Origin of the sequence: Bacillus sp. DB-2, assembly GCF_003315125.1 — a bacterium.
Taxonomy (GTDB): domain Bacteria; phylum Bacillota; class Bacilli; order Bacillales; family Bacillaceae_G; genus Bacillus_A; species Bacillus_A mycoides.
In genome coordinates, this window is the sequence record NZ_QNRN01000005.1 from 85,559 (window position 1) to 111,016 (window position 25,458).

Sequence of the window (25,458 nt, forward strand, 5' to 3'; positions counted from 1 at the left end):
TTATCAAGCATTTATTTTACCCATCTTGATAAATTTATCGACGCATTTAAATCTCTATCGTGGTGGCTATTGCATGAAACACAACACCACTCACGTATTTTTAAACTCCACTGTCCTTCTGGTTGAACTGAATGGTCGTATTTAACTCCACAACATGAACAAATCTTGCTTGAGGCGAACCATTTATCAGCTTTTACATACTCAATGCCATACTTCTCGCACTTGTATGACAAACATTGAAAGAAGAAGTTTAATTTTTGAAATGAAAATGCTTTCGATAGTTTTTTGTTTTTTAACAGGTTTGAGATAGGTAAGTCTTCCACAACAATTTTCATTGGTTTGGTTTTCACCAATTTTGCTGTTGCTTGATGGATATGGTTATTTCGGATATTCGTAATTTTCCTAGATAACCGCAGGTGCTCCGCTTTAGCTTTTTCATATCCGGCAGATTGAATTTTTACACCTTTTTTAAATCTCCTAGACATATCTCTTTGCGCTGACTTTTTCCTTTTCAAAAGTTTTTTAACCTTAGCATCTTTGTTTATATTTCGTTCTTTCATACCATTAGAAGCTACAAACAGCTCTTTTAAACCAACATCCACACCAATCGACTCATCGGTTAGTTCTTGTAATTCAAAGTCTTCTTGGAATCCTACACTAATCCACCAGTGACGACCATCAAAGGTAACTCTTGGATTTGATGGTTTTTTGTTTCTTGGTAGTTGTTGGCTTGTTTTCACTTCTCCAATAGACTGAATATCAACTACTTTCTTTCCTATAATCAGTCTTTCATAATTGGCATAAAATCCTTGGATTAAATCTTTTTTGGATTTATAAGAAGTGTGATAACCATTTTTGTACTTTTCGAACGAATTTTTTCGCGCCTTGTCAAAATCTTTTGAAGCCTGTTTGGGAACTTGTGCGTTGATATTTTTTAACCACTCATATTGCTTTCGCTTCTTGATCTTTGTAAATCGTTTCTGTAAAGCTAACTGTGAAACAGATTTTCCAAATAGCTTATAGTATCTATCACTCATCCTTTTACAATAGTTATAAGCAAATCTTGCAGCTCCAGCATGGTTTCTAAGCACTTTTTCTTGTTCAGGCGTTGGAATCAGTCTGACTTTCTTCGCTAATATCATCAGAATTTAACTTCTTTAATGAAAGATTTGTTCTTCTGAATAGTAGCGTGTTCCACCAGCATTCTCCTGAGACTACCAGGATACAAACCTGTTAATTCCGATACTTGACTAACTCGTGAAAATTTCATTATTATTCTCACCTCATTGAACCAAACATAGCACGTACGTTCGATAAATTCAATAAAGTTTGATAGATTCAATAAAATTTATCTTGTTCAACTAAGGGCGCAATTCCTTAGCCAGTTCTCTTATGAACTTCTCATGTTTTCACATGAGCGCAGACTATATGTTTATCTACTTAGAGATAGAGGATTTTTCCACCACCATAGGCTTGTGGTGTACTCTCGTCAGTTATACGAGATAGTCGTTGAACGTTCATCTTATCCATTTTGACTTAGATGATTCGAGGCGGAAGACCCATTGTTCTAGTGTTTAGGATTTAACCTTGCACGATCTGATTGATTTTTTCTGCTTTCGCAACATTCACGCTCGCTATTTCTAGCCACGTTGTAGTTCAATCAGCTTTAGGGATTGCCCGCAGTTACCCCTCACTACTAGCCAATCACTTGACTAGCAGGGCTTACTGATATATTTAATTAACTTTGGTTATAATTGGTTAAATAAATCGTAACAGTTAGTTACCCTTCCTATCTATCCTTTATAGTACACAATTTGAGTAGAAAGAACAGCTAGTGCGGGAAAATTATTTCCTCTATCTATATATTTTCTTCAACTTATCAGAAGCAGTGCCACCTATGACCATTAATATGAGGGGTAAAAAATTCATTACATACGGTGCATCTGCTACAAGTGTAATGCTTACTCCTGCAAACTTATTTAACATCCATACAACGATTTTCGTAATAAACAAAAATACTCCCAGCATGAATAGACTATCAAAAAATACCTTCCATTTTGGATACGCCAACTGCTTACTATCCTCAATTACCTTCTGCGTCAACTCTTCGTCACTCCTTAGCAGTTCATCAATCGTAATACCGAACAGATCGCTTAAATGAATAATAATTTCAATGCTCGGATAGTTCTTTCCCGTCTCCCATTTCGAAACAGATTGTCTACTTACATGAATTTTTTCAGCCAAATCATTTTGCGACCAATTTCGTTTCTCTCGCTCTTCTTTTAAACGTTCGCTAAAAATCATACTGTGTTTATCACCTCTCTACGTCTAGTATGGGCAAATAACTGATGAAGAGTAAAGCTAGTTATCGTTGCGTAACCTGTGCAACTTGTGCGTTACACTTTAAAATGGCGCCATTTCATACTCTATGTCATGCAGATTTCATATGTTTTTCTTCTATAATAATTTCCCGAACAATAATACAAATAACGAATACTAGTAAAGACAGGACTAGACATAAAAAATACGCCATTCCTTCCTATAGTTCTCCAGAAAGAATAACGCATATATCCATGTTTACTCATCCGTTTTCGGTTTATAAGAAAAACCCGGATATTTCACAACAGGCCACTTTTCTTTACGTAAAGAATCCATCAATTGCGGGCCAACATGTACATTACTTTCCACTATTTCTTTAGGAGTCAGTGCCATCCATTGATTTAACGATACATCTTCAAAACGGTTACTTTTAAACATCTCTAAAAACCATAATGTTTCATTGCCTGTGTTTTGAATATAGTGTCCAGTCGCAAACGGTACATATCCAACATCACCAGCTCTATAATCAAATGTACGAGCTGTACCATTTCCAAGAAACACCGTCATTCTCGCTTGCCCGGTAAGATAATATTGCCACTCATCATTATTCGGGTGCCAGTGAAGCTCTCTCATTCCACCGGGCTCAACCTCAACGAGCGCTGCTGCGATTGCTTTTGAAATTGGAAAGTTCGTAGAATCTACAATTCGAACGCTACCACCAGGTGTCTTAATCGGTTTTTGTTTTAACAGTTCGTGTTTAAATGTTAAAGGAACTTCTCCTTCTGGCGACTGGACTTCCTGACTCTCAAGCGAACCCGGTACCTCTCCTTGATAAATATAAACTTGATCTGAAGGAATAGAGCGAAAAGCACTCTCCGGCACTCCGAAGTTAGCCGATAGAACTTCTTTTGGCGTATGTGCAAACCAATCAGAAATAGCTAAAGTAGATAAATCAGAAAAGTGTCCATCATCGAATACGAGTAGAAATTCACAATGTTCCAATCCTTGAATAGAATGCGGAATGCCAGGAGGAAAGTACCAAAGATCACCTGGACCAACATCAGCAATAAAATTCCGTCCATTTTGATCAACCGCAGTTATGCGCGCCTTTCCTAAAAGCATATATGCCCATTCTGCTTGTTTATGCCAATGAAGTTCACGCACCCCACCGGCCGTTAAACTCATATTTACCCCAGCAATCGTAGTCGAAACCGGAAGTTCTCTAACAGTAATCTCCCTGGACCACCCACCGTGTTTTAAAATCATAGAAGTGTCTGAAAATGAAAATTTCAAGTTAGGAACTAAGCCAGCATCAGTTATAGGCGGAACGAGCATATTCGGATTTTGAATATCCCGCATAACATTACGAGGTCCAGAATCTATCGCACCAGCTCCATCGCTACGGATTGGTTGTGGTATACTCCCTCCCGCTTCATTAACAGTACGTTTTTTCATCATTACACTCCTTTTTCATCCGATTATTAAGTAAAAAGCCTCCATCATAGTGTATGAATTGGGATTTGGATGGTTACTGTGACTATGGATACAAGGGGTTCTGCCTTAACAATCCACTAAATCTTGATGCGATCTTAATTTAAAAGGGAGTATCCAACAAACTAACATATAAAAAAGAAGAGAAATCCTTTTCTCTTCTTCAAAAGTTTCTATTAAAGTAATACCGAATCTTTATCACTATCCTGATTCCGTTTCTCTCGTTCTTCTTCTAAGCGCTTCATATATACTTCGCCTTCTTTTTCGATAAAATCATTATCCATCTCTTGCTCTTTTTTCGAAGTATATAAAACCATGTAGCCACTTAGTACAATCCCAATGATTACAAGATAAATCCACCATGGTAAAGTTTCCACTTTCATTCATCCCTTTCCTTAGACAAGCCTTATTAGTTTCACTTTATGAGGAAAGAAGTGGTTTTATGCTTAAAATTTTATTGTGGATTCTTCGCGAAGAACGCTTGTACATATTCCATAAACTCTATTGGTTCCTGGCGAAACGGTGCGTGGTATCCTTTTTCAATGATATGGAACGTACTATTTGCAAATAGCTCATGATACAGTTCACCATTTTTCCAAGAAACACTCTTATCGTGTCGTCCCCATATAATTAAAGTCGGTACCTTAATTTTATCTGCTTCCATCGCAATGCGGCGCTCTCTCATTTTCGTAAGCTGATCGTAATGCTCTTTATCATCGCGACTATTTTTCACTTCATTTTTATTATAATCCGTAATCTCTGTTACAGTTTGTAAGTTTGTCGATAGTGGCGGCACTTCATAACTTTCTTTTTGCTGGAAAGACTCTATCCCTGTAGAATCCGCTAAAACGAGATGCGTTACTGCATCCGGATATAAATACGCTAAATTTAGAGACATCTCTCCGCCCATCGAATGACCAAGTACTGCGAATTGATCGTATCCGAGTTTCTTCATTAACTTATAATATAAATTCACTTGCGTGGGAAACGAATACTGAAAATCAATCGGCTTAGAAGAACGCCCAAACCCTAAAATATCAACCGCAATAATCGTATGGTCCTTTACAAGTTCCGGATAAATATCATTAAACCCATCTGAAGAACCACCGAACCCGTGAAGCATAAGTAAAGGCGGTTTCCCCTCACCAATTTGCTTAAAATAAATCGTCTGTCCATCAATCTGCGCCATACTCTCTTTCGTATTTATCTTCATCATAACAGTATCTTTCACTTCTTCAACCTTCGCAATCGGCTTATCAACGAAGTTACATACTATTAACAAAACGAGTACAATACCGCTAATCATATAAAACTTAAAACGTTTCAAAATTCCCGTCTCCTTTCTCATGCTGCTATTTAAAGTTTTTACATTATTTGGTTGTTTTATGATTAATTTTAATTGTAACCAAAGTAGTTACAATTATATTAAAAAAATATTACTCACTGCCATTATTAACGGTTACTTTGTAACTATTATAGTTACACATTTAAAGTAAGTCAATTCTTTTCTCTACATGTCCTAATAACAAAGAAAGGGACTTCATGTTGAAGTCCCTTTCTTTGTTATTATAGTTGGCTTACTCCGCCGTCTCCTCTATTATCTGCTGGTGCTCCACCATCGCCTTTATTGAAGTTAGCTGGCGCTCCGCCACCATCTCCCTTATTAAAACTAACATAGTCTGGTCTTGCTGGTGCTCCTCCTGTCTCTCCTATATTTAATGCTTGATTTGTAAATAAACTATTAGCTCCAATCGATAACGCACCTACTAACGCAATCCCCAACATTCCAAAGTGAATCTTTTTCATTATTTCAGCGCCCCTTTTTTCAATAATTTTTTTTGAGCTTTATGACTCATGTAAAAATAATGACTTGCCTTATTGTGATTCTCTTCTTCATAAAACCTTAAAGCTAACATTCCAGCGTATTCTTGTATACACTCCCATAACTCTTCTTTCTCAAAATAAGAAATACCTTCTAAAACTACTTCCTCTAAGCTTAATGTAGGTGATTTTTCGTTTACACTTTTCAAAATCATAAAACGGTATTGAAACTCTTCCTTATTTAATTCTTTACAAATATCCAAACCTTTTTCTATCAAATCTGCCGCCAATTGATATTGTCCTAATTTATAATATTCACCCGCTTCAACAAATAGCGCTTTAAAAAATTTCGGCTGTTTTTTTGTAACTTCGGATGCATGACGAATTGCGAGTTCCGATAAATCTTGGCTAGCATATAAAAAAGCTAAATTATGACGCACCATTAAAATATATTTTTCATAATTTACTTTTTGGAAAATATCCATAGCAGTATTAAAGCTTTCTTCAGCGAGTTCGTAATTTTTTAAATCTACACAACACAGGCCAAAAACATTTTCATCTAGCGCTATATTTATTTCACAACCTATATGTTTTTTAAATTCCTCTTTCGCTTTTCTCAAATACTCAATTGCATTAACTTGTTGGTACGTCTGATAGTAAAAATTACCCATACGATAATCAAATTCAGCATTCTCTAAAGGGTGCGAGACATATTTCAGTAATTCATTTGCCTTTTCATAATTTTCCTTTGCATCTCCATATTTAGACATTGAAGTACAATATATCCCTTTAAAGAAATGATAATAATATGCTAAAAATCCTTCAGTTGGGATTTCAAAAGATTCTATTCTCTCAAAACTATTTTCTTTTATATTCAACCAATCCGTCAGCATCTTATATCTAAAATCTAATAATGTAAAATACAAAGATAATTCCTGATCCATTTCCAAACCACTAATCTTACTATCAATCTCCTCTTTCATCTCCGTAGCTTTCTCTATGTTTTGCTGCAACATTACACGATACCAATTATCTAAAGAATGTTTCATTTGCTCCTTCGTTACTACATCTGTTCCCATACCTTCGCATCCCCTTTTCTCCAAAATTACAAAATTAGGATATTTATACAATTATTCAAATTGTATATTATCACCCCTTTTCTATGTATTGAAAAATAATTGTCAGAAAATTTATAATTTAAATGAATTATACCAAATATTTCTATTTAAAAAACTTGAGAAACATTTTTCAGAAAATTTTATAGACCAAATAAAAAAGCAAGCAATTCCAGCGATTCGCTAAAACTACTTGCTCTTCTACTTATTATTTCTATTTTTACTCTTTAATAAATTCCTTCGTACTTCTCACTGTATCAATTGGACGAACTAATTTTTCGATTTCTTCACGCTTTGGCTCTAAGAACGGAGGTAAAGATAATTTCTCTCCAAGCGTTTCATAAGGCTCATCTCCCATAAACCCTGGGCCGTCTGTTGCAAACTCGAATAAAATTTGCGGCGCAACTCTTGCGTATAATGACTCAAAGAAGTGACGATTTACATAACCAGATGAAGGGAGTCCAACTCGACTTAGTCGCTCAATCCACTCTTCTAATACAGCGCGATCCTCTACACGGAACGCTGCATGATGCACTGTACCAAAACCTTGTTGTGCTTCAGGAAGAACCGTATTATGTTCTACAATGACTGAGGCACCATTTCCACCTTCGTTTACTTCAAATAAGTAGAATTCTCCTTCTTGAGCAATCTCTTTAAATAATAGAACTTTTTCTAGTACTTCTTTGAAATAGCTGAAATTCGCGATACGGACAAATACAGGTCCTAAGCCAGTAATTGCATATTCTAATGGAACTGGCCCGTCTTGCCAAGGTGTACCTGATTCCACCCCTTTATCAAATTCATCTGAGATTAATTGATAGTGTTGATCATCAAAATCAGCGAAAGAAAGAGTTTTCTTACCAAATTGCTCATTAATTCCTGTATGTTCTACTTCAAGACGATCAAAACGTTTCACCCAATACTCTAGTGCTGCATCAGTTGGAACGCGGAATGAAGTTTTTGAAATTTCATTTGTACCGTGTACACCTTTTGGAACACCTGGGAAGTCAAAGAATGTCATATCTGTTCCTGCACTACCTTTATCATCTGCAAAGAATAAATGATACGTTTGAATATCATCTTGGTTTACTGTTTTTTTAACTAAACGCATTCCTAACACATAAGTGAAAAATTCATAGTTCTTTTCTGCACTACTTGTAATCGCTGTAACGTGGTGTATTCCTTTTAATTGGTTCATTATATATTCCTCCAATGGTTTTTAAATTGTATATTTTCTCTTCTATTATTTCTCTTCAATAGGTGCTAATTTCGCTTCAATTTCTGCTCGCTGATCTTCTAAGAACGGCGGTAAATCAAGTTTTTCTCCTAAATGTTCTACATCGCCATCAACTGTAAATCCTGGTCCATCTGTCGCAATTTCAAATAGGATTCCGTTTGATTCACGGAAGTATAAGCTTTTAAAATAGAAACGGTCGATAATGCCTGAAGAATGGAAACCTTTTTTTATTACCTGTTCTTCCCAATAAGCAAGCTCTGCATCGTTTTTTACACGAATTGCTAAATGGTGAATGCTACCACGGCCCGGCTTTTCAGTAGGACCATCTAAATATTTCACAACGATTTCTCCAAAGGCTTCTCCTTTTATAGACTGGAAAATCGCTTCTTCATCATTTCGGCTAACTTCTGTATAACCAAATATGTCTGTTAGTGTACTTGCCAGTTTATCCAGTCTACGCACTGTCATTTCCACAGAACCCATTCCTTGAATTTGATGCTGTGCAGGAACTTCTGATTTCTCCCAAGTTTCCCAGTGCTCCACTTTTTCGCCGTTTGAAACGAGTAGTACGAGACGTAGGCCTTCCGCATCCTCAAATTGCAAAGCAGGACGATTTGCATATGTTGTTATTTCACTATGTTTTACACCAAATCCCTCAAACCGTTCTTTCCAGTAATGTAAGCTTTCCTCTGAAGGAACGAGTAATCCAATTCGCGTAATTGCATTCGTACCACGGTACGTTTTTCCTACTAAAGGCATTTCAAAAAATGATAATTCTGTACCTGGACTTCCTGTTTTATCTCCGTAAAATAAATGATACATGGACGGATCATCTTGGTTTACCGTCATTTTCACACGACGTAAACCTAGCACGTTTTTATAAAAATGGTTATTCTCACTTCCGTTTTTTGTAACCATTGAAATGTGATGATGCCCTTTAATTTCATACATTGATAATTCCTCCGTTTCATTTTACTAGTCAAGTGATACCTAAAAAATAATATGCTTCTTAGCTTTTCAATTTATTCTCATTATGTTTTTGTAAATTCATCTTAGTTTTTACTGAATAAGTTACTTCGTTTTTTTAATCGAAAGCAACTGAGTATATGTTTTTCATATGACTCAATCGCTTTCGTTACTATCACTTTACAACTCAAGTGATTAAAAAGCAAGTAATTTATCTCAAATTCGAGATATTTTTTTATTGGATAACATTTTGAACTGGAGAATGATAAAGTGAAGGCTAATAATCAGTGGGGTTTTACTGTCCATTAACGCGGGATAAAGTATTCATACGAAGAGTAGACAACTTCTCCCCTTTAAAAAGGTTTATTACATGGTGAAAAGGAATATTATCCATAAAAGAAAGGGGTTAATTTATGAATAAAAATATATCATTACTGACCTTATCATTATTCCTATATCTATCCGCTTGTTCGACTGAGACAAACACTGGTAGTACATCTACTACTGAACAACCAAAAGTAAAAACTGCCTCAATACAACAAGAGGAAAATCGTAAACCTATTTTCTTTCAAGGAAAGGAAATAAAGAAAATTGAGCTTATATCCACTAAGGTAAAAAATACAAAAGCAGTTATAAATCTAGAGTTTGATCAAATTATTAAATCCATGGAACATACAGGAATAGATAAGGATCGAGAAAGAGTTATTCCTCTTTTGCTAGATGATGAGGCTAAAGCAAATATTGATTATCAAATGAATGTAAATTACCAAGATCGTTCCAATGAAACATATTTAATTTGGCTAGAGGATAAAAAAGTTATAATTGCTCGTCAAGATAATGAAGAACAAAAAAATCTAGAACATTACATAATAAGGGATACAGATGCTCAACAAATATTAAGTTTATTTAAGAACAATGTAGAATAACAATAAGCTGCCCATATGGACAGCTTATTGTATTTTTTCTGAAATGCTGGCGGTACTCAATTTAAAAGTTGATATGCCCCCATTCTAGTGGCAAGATATGTTTTATTAGTTCTTCGTTACACCCATGCGTACTTCTTAACTATTTTATTTCATTTTTAATAAAGTGAAACTTTAATCAGCCCTCACCAATCGGACTTTAATGACTTAACATTATGCTTATCTTAGGAGCGAGGTATTTTATCGGTGAGTGTATACAAACCATGTAATGCTTGCTGTTAATAATGCTGACGAAATCAAAGCTGTAAGAACACTATATGTTTGCCACATAAGTATTGTTGACCAATCGAAAGCACAGCACAGTATACCCAGGGCAATCGTAGCGGTCAGGAAAATAACTGTTACGGTTATTCTCTTTTTTGTCATTGGCTGTCGCTCATTCGTTCTCCTTCTGCGTAATCCTAAGAGAAATAGCAAAACGGACAATAGGCAAAAAATAATTGTGATAGACGACAAAATGATATCCAAAAGCTGTGTGCCGCTTATTTCATATGACTGAGTTAGATTGCCTTCTAATATATCTTTAACTTTTAGTACCATGTTTGTATTGGTATTTGTGCCGTTGCTCAGCAAGGAGACGGCTGTTCGTTCATTTGGCAGTATGACTACTTCGGTTCTGAAATTTGGATTGCCCCCAGTGTGTTCTATAATCGTTTGTTCGGCATTTACGGACCAACCTGCCGCATAATACATACCGTTGACAGCCGAAACAGACATATCACCCCTATGTGATTTTTCGATAACCGTGTGAAATATTTCGGGTATGTCCTGCACGATACCCATCTGTATGCCCATCCAACGCGCCATATCTTTTGTATTAGAAATGATGTAGCCTGCGGGTTTATTCCCAGCATAATCCGGAGCTTTAAATGGAGTTGTCATAAAAAAGGAAGAACGGTAGCCCTGTGCCAACTGTCCAGTGGCTTGAGCATCTTCTTTATAAACATACGTCTGGTGAAGACCTAACGGCTGAAATACCTGTTCCTTCATAAAGTCTTCATAGCTTTGTCGCGACACAATCTCAATAACCAAACCCAATACGTCATAATTGACGGTTCCATAGTTATACTGTTCACCGGGAGGGAACGCCAATTCAGCATCCACGAGCATTTCCACAGTCTTTTGCAACATATCCGGCGTATTGCCTTGTGGAATATTTTGAGTATGCCTAATATTTGTTAGACCACTGGTATGGTGAAGAAAGTTATTTAGTGTAAGACTTTGCATATCAACAGGTTTCCCTTGATACTTTAATGTAAACCAAGGTAAATATTTTTGGACAGGGTCAGTCATTGAAAGCAGCCCTTGCTCTTCCAATAGCATAATACCCATACCGGTAAAAGCTTTGCTGACCGAGGCTAACTCATAGAGTGTATTTTCACTTGCAGACAACCCCTTTTCACGGTCTGCATACCCTGAAGAAAAGTAGAACACTTCATCATCAGCAAGTATTGAGATTGACATTCCCGGCACACCTGATATACGACAGGCATCATCTAGCAACGCTTGTATTGCCGCAGATTGCGAATCTGACAACGCATAACTTTGTGTTGCAAATCCTGAGAATAATATAAATATCGTTAATACAAAAACAATAATCTTTTTCATAAACTCTCCTTTTTGGAAAATTATAAGAGAATAATATAAAGTGAACCTATAATCAGCCCTCACCAATCGGACGTTTACGGGCAGCCCGCCCCCCACCTAACTTCTTTACTCCAGCCAAATTTTGAGGTGGGAGTTTTACTGCCCGTTAATGTTGGATAAATAACCTCCTTTTACAACTACGAAACTAAATTTTAATGTATCTTTCTATTCACCTGTATAATATCAAATAATTACGAATAGTTACACTTGAACGAACAGATGGATGTAATTTGAAACAACTTTAAAGAGCCTTGCTACGTAGAATGTAGTAAGGCTCTTAGTTTTTAATAATCAAAATTCAATAACTTTATTATCATAATACAACAGCCCCACTAAGCTTATTAACACTTAATGAGGCCATTCTATTCACAATCTTAATTATGGAAAGTTGGCTTATAGAACGAACGATTATCAAGTGCAAAGACACGTTCTGTGTATTCGCCTGGTTTTGTGCGTCCTAATGCGCGGTCCATCATGTTCATTTTTGCATCTAAGTTATCGATGTAGTGCAGAATTTCTGCTTCTTTTACTAATGGTGGTTTTGGACTACCCCATTCTGCTTTTCCGTGATGAGAAAGGACGATGTGCTGAAGGATTAATACTTCCTCTGCATCGATTTGTAGTTCGTCTGCTGCTTTACCAATTTCGTTCACCATGATAGAAATATGGCCTAGTAAATTTCCTTCTAACGTATACGTCGTAGAAATTGGGCCAGATAGTTCGAATACTTTACCAAGGTCGTGTAAAATAACGCCCGCATATAGTAAGTCTTTATCTAACGATGGGTATAGAGCTGATATAGCTTTCGCTAAATCTAACATTGATACAACATGGTAAGCTAGTCCAGATACGAACTCGTGATGGTTCTTTGTCGCTGCTGGATATTCTAAAAATTCGTTTTGGTGCTTATTTAATAAATGTCTTGTTAGACGCTGTATGTTCGGGTTTCTCATTTCAAATATGTATTGCGTAATTTTCTCAACCATATCTTCTTTTTTTATTGGAGCTTTTTCTACGAAATCCGAGATATCTGTTACTTCATTTTCATTCGCAACACGAATTTGTTTCACACGTAATTGAATACGTCCTTTATAGTTTAGAATATCTCCAGCTACTTTAACGATTGTTTCCGCTACATATTGTTTCTCAACTTCTGGTGATACATCCCATAGCTTCGCTTCAATATCTCCACTTGGATCTTGTAAGATTACTGTTAAAAACGGCTTACCATTGCTTGCGAGACCTTTTGTCGCTGTTTTAATTAACAAGAAAACATCGACTTGTTCACCAACTTCATATTCTACAATTTTCTTTTTCATTCGAATTCCTCCACCAAATCAGTTACTTTTAGTATAGCATACTACAACTCATTTTCTTTACGCTGACGCACTAATTTTATAATCTGTTTTTCTGTAAAATACGTTAGTAAATGCGCATGGCATGTAAAGAAGATAACTTGTCTATCTTTCGCAATTTCCTTTATAAGTTCAATCGTTCGATTCGTCCTTACCGCGTCAAAATGTACGAAGCTATCATCAATAATAAATGGATAATCATGCTCAAACGTTTTCGCTAGCGCAAATCGTAACGATAAATATAACTGCTCCGCTGTCGCTTGGCTTAGTTCATGACTGTAAAAACGCATACCATCGTTACGTTCGACAATGAAAGGTTCCGCTTCTGACGGTGAGAATATTTTACTATATCTTCCGCCTGTTAAATACACGAAATACTCTTCAGATTTTTGTAAAATGCGCGGTAAATGCACTTCATGATAATATTGCTTCGTTTTCGTTAACACCGTCTTTGCGGCCGCATATGCAGCCCACTTCTTCACTTGTTCACGCACTTGTGATTTTTTCATTTCCCACTCATGTAGTAAATCACCGTACGTACTGCCTTCTTCTAAATTCGCAATTTCTATTCGATGCTTCGCAATACGCTCTGTCAGTTCTTTTTCTTGCGCCAGACAGCTTTGCGCGGCTGTAATTTCTTGCTTTAATTTTTCATCATAACCGTCAGCCTCATAATGCTCAGCTAATGACAAACTCGTTAAGCGCTGTTCTAACAAATCAATTTGCGGTAATAAACGCCCTACTTGCTTCTCCGCATCTTCACGTTTTTCTGCCCATTTTCCTGCTTCTAAAAACATCTCTTCATCTGTAGATTCTGCGATATGCCATAACCCATCTCGCTCTACTAATAGTTGTTTTAATTGCTCTTGCATGAACTCATATTCTTCTTGCCATTCCTCCAGCTTCTCTTTTAGCTGCTTACAAGTTTGGCGCTTCTCTTTCTCATTTTGCATACGACTTTGCGCCTCATGCAAATTACTATACTCTTTACTACCGATAACCGTTTCTAGTTTATGCTCAAAGTGCGAAATCATTTCATATAATGAAGATTTCCGCTCGCCTTGTTTATCTAGCTCACGATATAATTGCTGCATTTTTTCAATACGCTCAAACGCTGGCAACATGTGCGCATATGTAAAAAATTGAGGGAACATATAGCGCGTTTTATACGCATCTACTTGTTCTCCTATTTGGAAAGTTTCTCTCTCCCATTCTTCATAAGATGAAACGACTTTATCATAAGCACGTTCCATTTGTTGTAATTTATAAGACTCTCGCTCAAATAACTTTCGAATCTCTTCATCCTTTTCTAACTGATAACGAACGGACATCGCCTCTTCACTTTGACGCCCGCCAGCACTTTGCTGAAGAGTAAGAAGCTCTTCTTGTAATCCACTTGACGGATCTTTATATAAAACAAGGGCAAGGACAATCCCTACAAAAACAATGACACTAATAAATAACAGCACGCGGTTATCTATAAATAGACTCGTGAATAAAACAAGCGTGTTAATAAGAAGTAAAAGAAGACAAACTCTTTGCCACTGTTTTTTCTTTTGCTGAGCTGCCCCTGCTTTCTCTTCATACTTACGCTTCATTCTCTCTGCGCCCATACCTAAAAATGCCGCATCCTGAAATGATTTTTCTTTCTCAACTAACGTATTTCGTTCTTCATCAGCTAACATTTGCTGGCTGATTTGTCTTATATTTTCTTCTTGCTCTTCTAATTGCTCTTGAGCCGTTTTAAAACGATCATCAAGCTGTACTTTTTGCGTTTCTAATTCGCGCGCCTTTTGCACCGTTTGTGTAATTAATTCTTTCGTCGCTAAACTTATATCAAATGAAAGAACAGTCTCTTGTTCAAAAGTAGCGCCAATTTGTTGCTGTAGTTCTGCGATTTCTTCTTTTATATTCGCAATACTTCCCGCCATATCACGCATTTCTTGGCGTGCATTTTCATAAGACATATGCTGCATACGAAGTTCTTCTACATAACTTTCCTTTTGTAAAAATGCTTCATCTATTTCTGTGGAATCAATTTCTGATTGCACTGTTTCTATCTTTTTTTGAAGTGAATCTACTTGTACTTGCAGCGGTTCTATCTTTGCCTTTACCGCCTCATAGCGCGCAATTCCGTTTACAGGAAACTGCCCGTTCTCGCTTTTCAACACTTTCTCGTGTGCACTCTTTTCAATAACGAGAGGCTCAAGCGCCGCTAATATTTCATAGTCTTGCTTTCGTCTTTCGGCTGACTCTTTTTCCGCACGAACAGAAGCAAGCTTCTCTTCACTTTCTTTTAACTGCTCGACCTGTTTTTCATACGTGCCAATTTTCCCTTGCCACTCTTTCATCTTCTCTTCAAGTTTCTTCATCTCTTGCAGTGACACATTAATTTCAGGATTACGACCACTCGGCTTAAAGCGCTGATTCATTTCTTTTTCTAATTTTTTATCTAACTGCAATAACGCATCGCTTCCGACTGCACTTGCCGAAAATAAATAATTACCGATATCCGCTTCGCCGAGCTGATGAATATTTTGCAAACCATGCATATCAAATGAAAAAACAGAATCAAATAAGCTTTCATTCACACCGCTTAATATATCGTTTAAAATATCTTCGCCACCAGTTTTCCCGTCTTCAAAATAAACGGTCACCTCACCAACTGCCGTCTTTGGCAATCGTTCAATTTTCAAACGGCCGTACTTTTCTGTTTGAACAGTAACTGCTCCGCCATACTTCCCGCCTTCTTTCGGCTCATAGCGGCGCTGTCCTCTCGTTGGAAAACCGAATAAAATACTTTTCATAAACGAGCGAATTGTCGATTTCCCCGCTTCATTTTCACCGTACAGTACCGTCAGCATTGACAGATCCATTTCCACATTTTCTAATTTTCCGTACCCATAAATATGGAGTTTTTCAATTCTCATTTTTTATCCCTCTCTTGCTGGAATAATTGCTCTAAAATAATATTTTCCGCTTCCTTTTGAATCTCTTTCTTCTCTTCTTCCGTAAAAGATTCAATGCTATTACGCACTACAGGAGATGTCCAAATGGTGCGCAACACTCCGTCCATATTTGTGAAAGCTTCTAACTCTTTTAGCACGCTACCGACGAAATGATTTTCCTCTTTCAAACGTTCAATTTCTGCAAAAGAAACCGTCTCGTTTTTCCACTTCATCGCATATACAAAGTCTTTTCGCTCTTCTCCCGCTGCTAAAATATGAAAAATCTCTTCCACGCGCTTGTCTTCACGCAAATAAGGAGAAAGTGGTCCCTGTCCTGTAAATACGACAGTTAAAAGCGTACCTTCCTCTTCTCTTCTGCATTCATTCATCGCACTTGACGCGCTCGTCATAAGGTCATCAACAGTTTCCAGTCCATCAATATTCACTTCTATCTCATCCCATACAACATCCGCCGTATGGAAAAATGAACATTGCGTTCCTTGTTTCGTGAGTTCAATCAGGTACGCACCCTTTTCTCCTGTTTCCTTACGATGACGTCCTTGTATATTACCTGGATAAATAATATACGGCTCTTCTGATAAAATTTCACGTTTATGTATATGGCCAAGAGCCCAATAATCAAACTGCTTTTCTTTTAGCTCACGAATTTGAAACGGTGCATAGCGATTATGCTCTGCATCCCCTTCCACACTTCCGTGAAGCATGCCAATATGAAAAGGCGCATCACTCATTTTCGTATACTGCGCTGTCATATTATCCGTTACCGCTTGCTGCAAATAACTAAACCCGTAAATAGAAGCTAATAGCTCACCATTTTTATAAAATGATTTCTCTTCCACATAAGGCTCCGTAAACACATGAACATTTTCCGGAAACTCAATCGCTGCCCAGCTTCCCCCTAAATGATCATGGTTACCGTGAATAATAAAAACAGGGATATCATACTGCGACAGTCTCTTCATTTGCTCGCGCACAAACACTTGCGCTCTCAAACTTCTCGTCTCCGCATCATACAAATCCCCGGCTAGTAATACGAAATCAACGCGCTCTTGAATCGCTTTATCAACAATACGTTCGAACGATTCAAACGTACTTTGCTTCATTCTCTCCCAAACAGACTGCGCAACATTCATCTCCATCCCTTTAAACGGACTATCCAAATGCAAATCAGCCGCATGTATAAACTTCACTTGTTTCACAAATAACGATCCTTTCTATAGTTCAAAAGTTTCATCTTATCAACATTAAAATTGCTAAAAACTAATAATCGTCGGAGATAAAAAGGCTCCCCGATTAGTTCAACTAATAATAAGCAGGGGATGAAAAAACTCCCCTGCTTATTAAAGTTTCACCTTATTGTAACACGCAATGTCATATATTTCTTTGCATATTCTAGTGATTTATGCCAAAATAGTTATAAGATTCTGATTTTTATTATTGGAGGGAATTTTCATGGGAGTATACGTTCTAACAGTCTTTGAAAAAGATGGTTCAAAAGCATTAGATGAATCATTCGAGGCGGCAACTGAAAAAGAAGCGAAAGCAAAAGGTGAATCTATTTTACAAGAAAAAGGTTTGTATGAAAAAACACATCGCTGCACATCTTCTGCAGGTAAGCTCGTTTTATTCCAGCGCTAAAAAAAAGAAGCGTCATCCGCTTCTTTTTCACTCTACTATATCTTCGTCACACCACGTAAACGCCACATCTAGAATACGATTACCGATACGTACGCGCTTATTCCATTTTCCTGTTTGGATCTGATGTTGCAATTCCGCTTTCATCTTTTCCGTCCAGTCGTGAATCGTGTCACTACGGTCGTACGGATATACACCTGGAAATTCTTCCTGCAGAAGATGCAAGCTCTCTGCATCAAAATGAAAATGGAAGAAGTAGTTTGCTGTAAGCGATGGTTCTTGCAATCGTAAAAAATGATCATCAACTTGCTTTCTATTTCTATAGAAAGTAAAGATATTCACTTTACCGCTCGTAATTTGGTCAATTTGAATTTCGTGCTTCTCTATAATCACGTCTTGCCCACCTCGTTATATACTATCCTTAGTATATATGTCTTTTGCAACAAAGTTAACCATTTTCGCGCGAAATTCATTTCCTTCATTATATTACCTGTACCTCCAAGTACAATCAGAACTACTAAAAACAAAGTTGAAGGGGAGCGATTTCATGTATTTCGGAAGCAAAGGTTGGTATGTAAAAGAACTTAAAAAATTAGGGATTCGTACTTACGAAGGTAAAAAACTAGAATCTTATCGTACGCATATTTTATCTAGTTTACTTGAGAGAATGAAGAAAGCTTCGGCTTAATAGATGTAGGAAGCAACAAATTGTTGCTTCCTTTTACTTTTATTTAGTAAATAAAAACTGGAATCATTATAAATTAACAATCTACCTTTACTATTATACTATCTTGATAAAAACCACCTAATATCAACTGAACCTTTATTATCAAATACTCTTCCAGATGATTATTCGTATATATTTTAAATTCTCCATACTCATTAACCCGTCCACTTCCAACAAGCATATCGCCGCTCGTTATGACAATTGTTGCATAAGGTTCCGCATGGCCCGATACATAATTATCACCATATTTCACAAAATCTATCGTTATTTTCTCATAAATATTACTAACTGAATCTATACATTTCTTTTCATACAAATTAGCATTTAGTTCTTCGGTCCTCGAAAACGCTCTATTCCTGCTAACCTTTTCTGAAGAGAAAGCAAAACTCCCCAGCCAACTAAACCTATAAAATGTAGTAATAGGTAGAAACATCTGTGTTAACTCCCCCATTTCTTATCAACTGCAATCTTTGAATGAATTTACAGCAATACGTTTTATGTTGGGATAAAAGAAAACAGCTTTGATTTTCCATTCAATTTCGCACTGTTAATTTGTACAGAACACATAGAATACTGGTTTTCACCCCAGATGTAATGACAACACTACACAAAAGAAACCACGGTCCATTAAATGTAAATCCACCTTCAAATATATTAATAATAATTATGTTACCAATTATTAAGAGAATCCATGAAATGAAATACTGTTTTCCATTTGTAATATATAAAATTTCATCCTCATAACAGACTGTAATTCCCCCACCTTGCCAAACACCAATAGCGAAAGAAATAAGCGTAACTGCCAGTAACTCTGCTTGTAAATCCCTAGTCATTGGTTGCGGCGCCATATAAGTAATAATCCCTATCATCATGAGAAAAGTTATAATATCTATCCAGTTTAATTTTCTTTGTTTGCTTTGCAGCCAAATAAAGAAAATTAATACAGGAATTAAAAGCAAAGTTTCCATTTAATTATTCTTCTTCCTTTCCTACATTAGAAACGTCTATAATTGTAATGCAATTAGATTGTTCTTAAATCTCTCATACTTTCTGAAGCATAACATGAGAAAGAAATAAAAAAATCGTACAAAAGGGCAAGCCTATAATGTACGATTGGGCATATATAATGTTTTAAAAATGAATTAACTTCCTTTCAATAGATACAGCTACTGCTTCTGACCGTGAATTAACACCTAATTTATTGTATATATTTGTTAAATATGCTTTTACCGTTCGCTCAGCTATTCCCATATCAAATGCAATTTCTTTATTCTTATATCCGCGCGCAATAGCTTTCAGCACAAACAATTCTTTAACCGTTAAGTTATTTTTTGCAACCTTATCAGCATGTACTTCTTTCCTTTTATACTTCACTATCTTTTCCATAATATTTGGTTGTAGTAAAATCTCACCTCGAATAGCCGCTTCCAATGTTCGAAACAAATTCTCACGATCCGTATCTTTTAGCAAATATCCTTTTGCCCCTAACTCAATTCCCTTTAACATTAATTCATCTTCGTTATAAGTAGTTAATATAATAATCGGCGTATGATTTTGTTTTTTATTTAAAGCCTCAATTGTTTCTAAGCCACTCATTTTAGGCATATTTAAATCCATTAAAATGACATCAGGTTTCTTTTTTTCTATGAAAGAAAGAGCTTCTTCTCCGTTTGCAGCCTCACCTATAATTTGAAATGAATCACTCGTTTCTATTATTAATTTCAGACCCTCTCTCACAACGAAATGATCGTCTACAATTAATACGTTATGCTTCATGGCTATCTCCTTCTTTATTTATAGGCACTTGAATATACACTTTCGTACCTTTCATCTTTTCACTCAATATATGTATTTCTCCCTTAATCAATCGAACACGCTCATTTAAGCCAATTAAACCATAATGTCCAGGATTCTTACCGATATATCCAGTGTCAAAACCAATTCCATTATCTTCAACTTCAATAGTAAGCTTTTCAAGGTCATCGATATATTCAACTTTTAAATTTACATCTGTTGCCTGTGAATGTTTTGCGATATTCGTTAAACATTCACTAATTACATATAAGCAGTGCTCTTTTACTACGCTTGAAATATACGGTGGACTTTGGATAGTAAATCTCACATGTATAGACGTAGCTTCAGAAAAACGTTGAACCTCTTCTTTTACTGCTCCATTAAATGAATTAGTAGTATGACGCAAATCATCAATAACCAACCTTGCATCATGTAAAGTTTGTCTCGCTCTTATCATAGTTTGTTTCATAATCTCTTGAGATCGTCCTGTATTCCCTTTTTGCATATGGGCATCTATCGCTTCCAATTGCATAATCAAGCTTGCTAAACCTTGCGCTAACGTATCATGTAAATCTCTTGCCATACGCTGCCTTTCATTAGCTAATGTCAATTCTTCCACTCTCATATATGCAGACTCTAACTCTTGAATATAGCTCTGTATACGATTACGTGCATCAAATTGCTGCTTATTAATATAAGAAAAAGGAATAATAATTGCTAACACTAAAAGAAACATAGAGATAAGAATAGCTAATTTATTCACACCATAATTGATACTAATTGCAGCACAAAATATTGCATACATAAGAGTAAAAACTGTCATTACTTTAAATATATTGTTATAAACATATAAGCTTTGGGCGATTAAAATAGGAGTTAATCCAACAAAAATCGCTATCGAAGCATTTGTTGCAATAAATGCAGCCAAAAACACAATGAAAAGTTGTACAAAAAAGAAGTACAACAATTGCCTATTCTTTAATGAACTCGCATACCAATGAAAAATAGTATGAATAACAATGACTATTGTAAAGAAAAAACTATCCATAGAGAAAATATTATTACGAAATTCTAAAAGCATTGAAGCTATATATACGAGTGTAACCCATAAAATAATAAACCTTCTTGGAATAAATACCACTTCCAATACATTTGTATCCAAATCTATATTTAAACTTATTTTTTTCATATCTGACCTCCACTATTACATTATACAAGATGCAACTTACATTTTGATAAAGTGAAGGCTTTTACATACAGCCCGACTCCCACAAATAGCGGGATAAGTCACTGATTCCTCTTCATCCTCATTACCAAATATAAACATCAATGTATTTTATATTAAAATACATTGATGTTTATGTAAGATTATTATTCAGCAATTATCTACAAGAATTCTCACATAAATGATCTGTACATCAAAAACAAATTGATACACAGATCATTTGTGTGAGAAATTGAGAAAACTTCAAACGAGAATTATGTACCCTAGCAGAACAATAATGGTACATCTATCTCAAGTTGGAAAAAGACGCTCACAAGGGCGTCTTTTTTTATATTACTATATACCTAATAACTTGTTCAGAAAATCGATTCTACAATGCTACATAATTAATGTATATTTTAACATTTGCACAATCAAAATCTCCTCAAAGTATAAACGACGACTTTCTGTTCCCTTTTATTTAGTGCTAATGAAATAATCATTTAAACTGAAAATGCTATAATTAACCCAATCAAACTAAGGGGGAACAACTATCTTGCACGGAAAATACATTCAATTTCATAAGTTTGGTAACCCAAAAGATGTATTACAAGTTGAATATAAAAATATAGAACCATTAAAAGATAATGAAGTTTTAGTTCGTATGTTAGTTAGACCGATTAATCCATCTGACTTAATTCCAGTAAGTGGAGCATACTCACATAGAATCCCTTTACCTAACATACCGGGTTATGAAGGTGTTGGTATTGTAGAAGATGTAGGCGCGGGAGTTACTAGAGATCTTATCGGTAAACGCGTTTTACCTTTACGCGGAGATGGTACTTGGCAAGAGTTCGTTACAACATCAGCTGATTTTGTAGTCCCTATTCCTGATTCAATCGATGATTTTACAGCGGCACAAATGTATATTAACCCCCTTACAGCCTGGGTTACATGTACAGAAACGCTAAATTTACAACAGAATGACGTTTTATTAGTAAATGCTTGTGGGTCCGCTATTGGTCATCTTTTTGCTCAATTATCACAAATTTTAAACTTCCGATTAATTGCAGTGACAAGAAATAGTAAACATACAGAAGAATTACTTCAGCTTGGTGCCGAATATGTAATTGATACTTCCACTGTCCCGCTTTATGAAACAGTTATGGAGTTAACAAACGGGCTTGGTGCAGATGCTGCGATTGATTCTATCGGGGGACCTGATGGAAATGAATTAGCTTTCTCCTTACGTCCAAATGGGCGCTTTTTAACTATCGGCCTTCTATCAGGTATACAAGTAAACTGGGCAGAGATTGTCACGAAAGCAAAGGTGCACGCGAATATATTTCATTTACGACATTGGAATAAAGAAGTATCACCATATAAATGGCAAGAAACGTTTCGTCACTTAATTCGCTTAGTAGAAAATAAACAATTACGTTTCATGACAGTCCATTCTACGTATGACTTAGCAGATGTAAAAAGTGCGGTTGATGTCGTTCAGTCTGCTGAGAAAACAAAAGGTAAAGTGTTTTTGACGAGTGATTAAATACAATTGAAGAAGTCTTTTGGATCGGCCTTTTAAATAGATTAGATAATACATTTAGGAGCATGGAATTGTAAGTATCTGGTATAATTCTATTAAAAGGCGAAAGGAGATTCTAACATGTGGTTAATTACGGTAATTGCGCCTGTTGTAATAGTCGGAGGAATTGTATTATATGTAATTGAAAGAATGAAACATAAATATAACGAAGGCAAATTAGGTAAGAAAAAATCAAAAGGTGCTCAACAATTATTAGATAGTTTAATACCTATAGGAATGCTTTTAGGGTGTTTAATCGGTATAATTGTCGACATATTTTTCCCGGGTTATTCACTGTTTACAGTTGGTTTAGGGGCTGGAATAGGCTATTTATTCGGATTTTTTGCCTATGAAATTTATAGCAAGACAGGAAACGATTTTTCATAATCAAAAACAGACAAAATTGTAGAATAAGCGAGGCCAGTACATATTAGTCATATAAAATATGTACTGGCTTTTCATTTATTCATCAACGTTATCCCCTTCCACTACCTAAAAAATAACATTGTCAACAGAACTTAAATTGGTTATCATAAAAATGAATATAACAGGAGATGAGCAGATGAATATAAACGAAAAGAAATCTTTTTCAAAAGTTTCTCGACGGAAATTAGTCGATGAAGTGTTGGAATGTCTACAAGAAAAAATCTTTTCTGGCGAGTATGAAGTTGGTGATCGCCTCCCTACAGAGCCGCAATTAATGGAAGAGCTAGGTGTAGGGCGTTCGACGCTGCGAGAAAGCATAAAGATATTAGTACATGCCGGCATCTTAGAAGTTCGACAAGGACAAGGTACTCGTATTGTCTCACTAAATACAACACAAGATTCATTTGAAAAACGATTGCAAGCAGCTAATATTAATCATGTGTATGAAGCAAGAAATATGTTAGATAAAGAAGTAGCGATGTTAGCGGCACAGCGCCGAAGCGAAGAGGATCTTTTATATTTAAAAGGACATTTGAATAAAAGAAAAAATGCCCTTCAAGAAGGAAATTATGTAGCATACATAGATGCAGACATTCAGTTTCATCTAGCAGTTGCAAAGGCGAGCAAAAACGAAGTTCTACTTGATTTGTATCAATCTTTCGTACCTGCCCTTCGCCACATTTTAAGCCAATTAATATTAAATACAGCGAACTATGAAGATAACTCTGACATTCATGAAAAATTATTCCAAGCTATTTTAAAACAAAATGCCGAAGAGGCTCGAACATACGCTGTTCAAAATTTGGAGCTGAAATAAGCTCCTTATATATTACACTAAAACATCAGATGATATACTCAATAACATCTGATGTTTATGAGAGGAAAAAATGAAATTGAAACATCAAGAACGAACTTATTTGTATATACTAGCACTATTTTTTGTTTCCATTAATTTACGTATCGGAATTACATCTATTTCACCTTTATTAGAAACAATCCGACAAGACTTAAATATAAGCAATTTTTCCGTTAGTTTTTTAACAGCTATTCCTGTTTTTTGTATGGGGACATTCGCCTTACTGACTGGGAAGGTAATTAAAAAATTCGGAGCAGAAAAAGCAATTATGGCTTGTCTTATTTTAATTGGCTTTGCTACATGTATGAGGGCTTTTACCTCTTCCATTTCCACATTATTCGCGAGCTCTTTATTTATCGGCATCGGAATTGCACTTGCAGGTCCGTTACTATCAGGTTTTATTAAAGAAAAATTCCCTACGAAAATCGGCTTAATGATTGGCATATATTCAGTAGGTATGGGAACTGGTGCTTCTTTAAGTGCAGGGTTAACGATCCCTTTACAACATGTATTAAAAGAAGATTGGAATATGGCACTCGCTTTTTGGGGTGTACTTACTATTATCGCTATTATATTTTGGTATCCGGTTATGAAACGAAAAAAGAATACGAGTACACAAGATAAAAAGAATAATAGTTTACCTTTAAGAAATAAAAAAGCATGGTTGTTCACAATCTTTTTCGGACTACAATCAGGAATCTTTTACTCCATTACAACTTGGCTTGCGCCCGCAAATCAAAATATGGGTGTCAGTAGCGAACAAGCTGGTACTCTCATAACTGTATTTACAGTTATTCAAATGATATGTAGCTTTTTAATTCCAACATTAGCGGATATTTATAAAAACCGAGCACTTTGGTTATTAGGGAGTATATGCTTCGTACTCGTAGGTTTATCGCTTATGATTTACCCACTAACTACACCATGGATCCCTTCTATTTTACTAGGCATCGGGCTCGGCGGCGTATTCCCACTCGCTCTCATGCTACCGCTATATGAAACAAAAACTTCAGAAGATGCGAGTGCATGGACTGCTATGATGCAGTCAGGAGGATATATTATGGGCGGATTCATTCCTGTCCTAGCAGGAATCGCTCGTGACTATTTTGATGGTTATACGCAAGTTTTTATTATAATGGCACTTTTAAGCTTAATTTTGTTCATTTTAACTTTAGTCATGAACAAAAAGAAAGTAGAAGCAAAAGATCTTATAGCTTAAATAAAAAGAATGAGCTTTTTCCTAAAGGATCAAGCTCATTCTTTTTACTTCTACTACTTGAAAACAAAAAAAGCCCCTCAAAGCATACGCTTCAAGGGGTGAGCCTGTT

Annotated in this window: 25 protein-coding genes; 7 read left to right on the plus strand and 18 right to left on the minus strand. The window is 35.9% G+C overall.

Annotated features, from left to right (window positions below; genetic code table 11):
- Positions 1 to 11: 11 nt before the first annotated feature.
- The 9 genes from DET63_RS10030 to DET63_RS10070 form a co-directional block, all read right to left on the minus strand.
- Positions 12 to 1,142: an RNA-guided endonuclease InsQ/TnpB family protein gene (locus DET63_RS10030; RefSeq protein WP_113936614.1), complete on the minus strand. Its 1,131-nt coding sequence runs from the start codon at positions 1,140 to 1,142 to the stop codon at positions 12 to 14.
- A gap of 712 nt (positions 1,143 to 1,854) precedes the next feature.
- On the minus strand, positions 1,855 to 2,304 hold the full coding sequence (locus tag DET63_RS10035; RefSeq protein WP_113936615.1) for a helix-turn-helix domain-containing protein: 450 nt from the start codon (positions 2,302 to 2,304) through the stop codon (positions 1,855 to 1,857).
- Positions 2,305 to 2,577: 273 nt separating this feature from the next.
- Positions 2,578 to 3,774 carry an oxalate decarboxylase family bicupin gene (locus DET63_RS10040; protein ID WP_002166205.1) on the minus strand — a complete coding sequence of 399 codons (1,197 nt, stop codon included), beginning with the start codon at positions 3,772 to 3,774 and terminating at the stop codon, positions 2,578 to 2,580.
- 212 nt (positions 3,775 to 3,986) lie between these two features.
- On the minus strand, positions 3,987 to 4,187 hold the full coding sequence (locus DET63_RS10045) for a sporulation YhaL family protein (protein WP_002087191.1): 201 nt from the start codon (positions 4,185 to 4,187) through the stop codon (positions 3,987 to 3,989).
- Between the two features lie 77 nt (positions 4,188 to 4,264).
- On the minus strand, positions 4,265 to 5,137 hold the full coding sequence (locus DET63_RS10050; RefSeq protein WP_113936616.1) for an alpha/beta fold hydrolase: 873 nt from the start codon (positions 5,135 to 5,137) through the stop codon (positions 4,265 to 4,267).
- 239 nt (positions 5,138 to 5,376) lie between these two features.
- Positions 5,377 to 5,616: a Phr family secreted Rap phosphatase inhibitor gene (locus tag DET63_RS10055; RefSeq protein WP_044444079.1), complete on the minus strand. Its 240-nt coding sequence runs from the start codon at positions 5,614 to 5,616 to the stop codon at positions 5,377 to 5,379.
- Positions 5,616 to 6,710: a response regulator aspartate phosphatase gene (locus DET63_RS10060; RefSeq protein ID WP_113936617.1), complete on the minus strand. Its 1,095-nt coding sequence runs from the start codon at positions 6,708 to 6,710 to the stop codon at positions 5,616 to 5,618. Before DET63_RS10060 ends, DET63_RS10055 begins: the two co-directional genes overlap by 1 nt.
- Positions 6,711 to 6,966: 256 nt before the next feature.
- Positions 6,967 to 7,944, minus strand: a complete 978-nt coding sequence (locus DET63_RS10065; protein ID WP_113936618.1) for a ring-cleaving dioxygenase — start codon at positions 7,942 to 7,944, stop codon at positions 6,967 to 6,969.
- A 45-nt stretch (positions 7,945 to 7,989) separates the two neighbouring features.
- Complete coding sequence (locus tag DET63_RS10070) at positions 7,990 to 8,934, minus strand: ring-cleaving dioxygenase (RefSeq protein ID WP_113936619.1); 945 nt, start codon at positions 8,932 to 8,934, stop codon at positions 7,990 to 7,992.
- 428 nt (positions 8,935 to 9,362) lie between these two features.
- Between DET63_RS10070 and DET63_RS10075 the strand changes: the two genes are divergently transcribed.
- Positions 9,363 to 9,875 (plus strand): hypothetical protein, encoded by a 513-nt coding sequence (locus DET63_RS10075; RefSeq protein ID WP_098189597.1) that lies wholly within the window; start codon positions 9,363 to 9,365, stop codon positions 9,873 to 9,875.
- Between the two features lie 237 nt (positions 9,876 to 10,112).
- On the opposite strand, the gene DET63_RS10080 is transcribed toward DET63_RS10075, so the two are convergent.
- The 4 genes from DET63_RS10080 to DET63_RS10095 form a co-directional block, all read right to left on the minus strand.
- Positions 10,113 to 11,540, minus strand: coding sequence for a serine hydrolase domain-containing protein (locus DET63_RS10080; protein ID WP_113936620.1), 1,428 nt, complete (start codon positions 11,538 to 11,540; stop codon positions 10,113 to 10,115).
- A gap of 413 nt (positions 11,541 to 11,953) precedes the next feature.
- Positions 11,954 to 12,898 carry a 3'-5' exoribonuclease YhaM gene (gene yhaM / locus DET63_RS10085; RefSeq protein ID WP_002011096.1) on the minus strand — a complete coding sequence of 315 codons (945 nt, stop codon included), beginning with the start codon at positions 12,896 to 12,898 and terminating at the stop codon, positions 11,954 to 11,956.
- Between the two features lie 41 nt (positions 12,899 to 12,939).
- Positions 12,940 to 15,864 carry an ATP-binding protein gene (locus tag DET63_RS10090; protein ID WP_113936621.1) on the minus strand — a complete coding sequence of 975 codons (2,925 nt, stop codon included), beginning with the start codon at positions 15,862 to 15,864 and terminating at the stop codon, positions 12,940 to 12,942.
- Positions 15,861 to 17,102: a metallophosphoesterase family protein gene (locus DET63_RS10095; protein ID WP_113936622.1), complete on the minus strand. Its 1,242-nt coding sequence runs from the start codon at positions 17,100 to 17,102 to the stop codon at positions 15,861 to 15,863. The genes DET63_RS10090 and DET63_RS10095 overlap by 4 nt, the downstream gene beginning before the upstream one ends.
- A 253-nt stretch (positions 17,103 to 17,355) precedes the next feature.
- Here DET63_RS10095 and DET63_RS10100 point away from each other — a divergent pair, with 253 nt between their 5' ends.
- Positions 17,356 to 17,541: a YhzD family protein gene (locus DET63_RS10100; RefSeq protein ID WP_000539551.1), complete on the plus strand. Its 186-nt coding sequence runs from the start codon at positions 17,356 to 17,358 to the stop codon at positions 17,539 to 17,541.
- 27 nt (positions 17,542 to 17,568) lie between these two features.
- On the opposite strand, the gene DET63_RS10105 is transcribed toward DET63_RS10100, so the two are convergent.
- Positions 17,569 to 17,931 (minus strand): hypothetical protein, encoded by a 363-nt coding sequence (locus tag DET63_RS10105; RefSeq protein ID WP_002011092.1) that lies wholly within the window; start codon positions 17,929 to 17,931, stop codon positions 17,569 to 17,571.
- A 154-nt stretch (positions 17,932 to 18,085) separates the two neighbouring features.
- On the opposite strand from DET63_RS10105, the gene DET63_RS10110 reads away from it, so the two are divergent.
- On the plus strand, positions 18,086 to 18,226 hold the full coding sequence (locus DET63_RS10110) for a YflJ family protein (RefSeq protein ID WP_000273535.1): 141 nt from the start codon (positions 18,086 to 18,088) through the stop codon (positions 18,224 to 18,226).
- A gap of 73 nt (positions 18,227 to 18,299) precedes the next feature.
- Here the strand turns inward: DET63_RS10110 and DET63_RS10115 are convergent, their stop codons facing one another.
- From DET63_RS10115 to DET63_RS10130, 4 genes are all read right to left on the minus strand, one after another.
- The gene (locus DET63_RS10115) at positions 18,300 to 18,698 is read right to left on the minus strand and encodes an Ig-like domain-containing protein (RefSeq protein WP_113936623.1); all 399 of its coding nucleotides are present in this window, start codon (positions 18,696 to 18,698) and stop codon (positions 18,300 to 18,302) included.
- A 100-nt stretch (positions 18,699 to 18,798) separates the two neighbouring features.
- Positions 18,799 to 19,233, minus strand: a complete 435-nt coding sequence (locus DET63_RS10120) for a hypothetical protein (RefSeq protein ID WP_113936624.1) — start codon at positions 19,231 to 19,233, stop codon at positions 18,799 to 18,801.
- Positions 19,234 to 19,396: 163 nt separating this feature from the next.
- On the minus strand, positions 19,397 to 20,041 hold the full coding sequence (locus DET63_RS10125) for a response regulator (protein ID WP_113936625.1): 645 nt from the start codon (positions 20,039 to 20,041) through the stop codon (positions 19,397 to 19,399).
- Complete coding sequence (locus tag DET63_RS10130) at positions 20,031 to 21,248, minus strand: sensor histidine kinase (protein ID WP_113936626.1); 1,218 nt, start codon at positions 21,246 to 21,248, stop codon at positions 20,031 to 20,033. The genes DET63_RS10125 and DET63_RS10130 overlap by 11 nt, the downstream gene beginning before the upstream one ends.
- Positions 21,249 to 21,819: 571 nt before the next feature.
- Here DET63_RS10130 and DET63_RS10135 point away from each other — a divergent pair.
- From DET63_RS10135 to DET63_RS10150, 4 genes are all read left to right on the plus strand, one after another.
- A complete protein-coding gene (locus DET63_RS10135; protein ID WP_113936627.1) occupies positions 21,820 to 22,812 on the plus strand; it encodes a zinc-dependent alcohol dehydrogenase family protein in 993 nt (330 codons plus the stop codon).
- A gap of 117 nt (positions 22,813 to 22,929) precedes the next feature.
- On the plus strand, positions 22,930 to 23,235 hold the full coding sequence (locus DET63_RS10140; protein ID WP_113936628.1) for a hypothetical protein: 306 nt from the start codon (positions 22,930 to 22,932) through the stop codon (positions 23,233 to 23,235).
- Positions 23,236 to 23,410: 175 nt separating this feature from the next.
- Positions 23,411 to 24,091, plus strand: a complete 681-nt coding sequence (locus DET63_RS10145; protein WP_113936629.1) for a FadR/GntR family transcriptional regulator — start codon at positions 23,411 to 23,413, stop codon at positions 24,089 to 24,091.
- A gap of 70 nt (positions 24,092 to 24,161) precedes the next feature.
- A complete protein-coding gene (locus DET63_RS10150) occupies positions 24,162 to 25,349 on the plus strand; it encodes an MFS transporter (RefSeq protein ID WP_113936630.1) in 1,188 nt (395 codons plus the stop codon).
- Positions 25,350 to 25,458 lie beyond the last annotated feature (109 nt).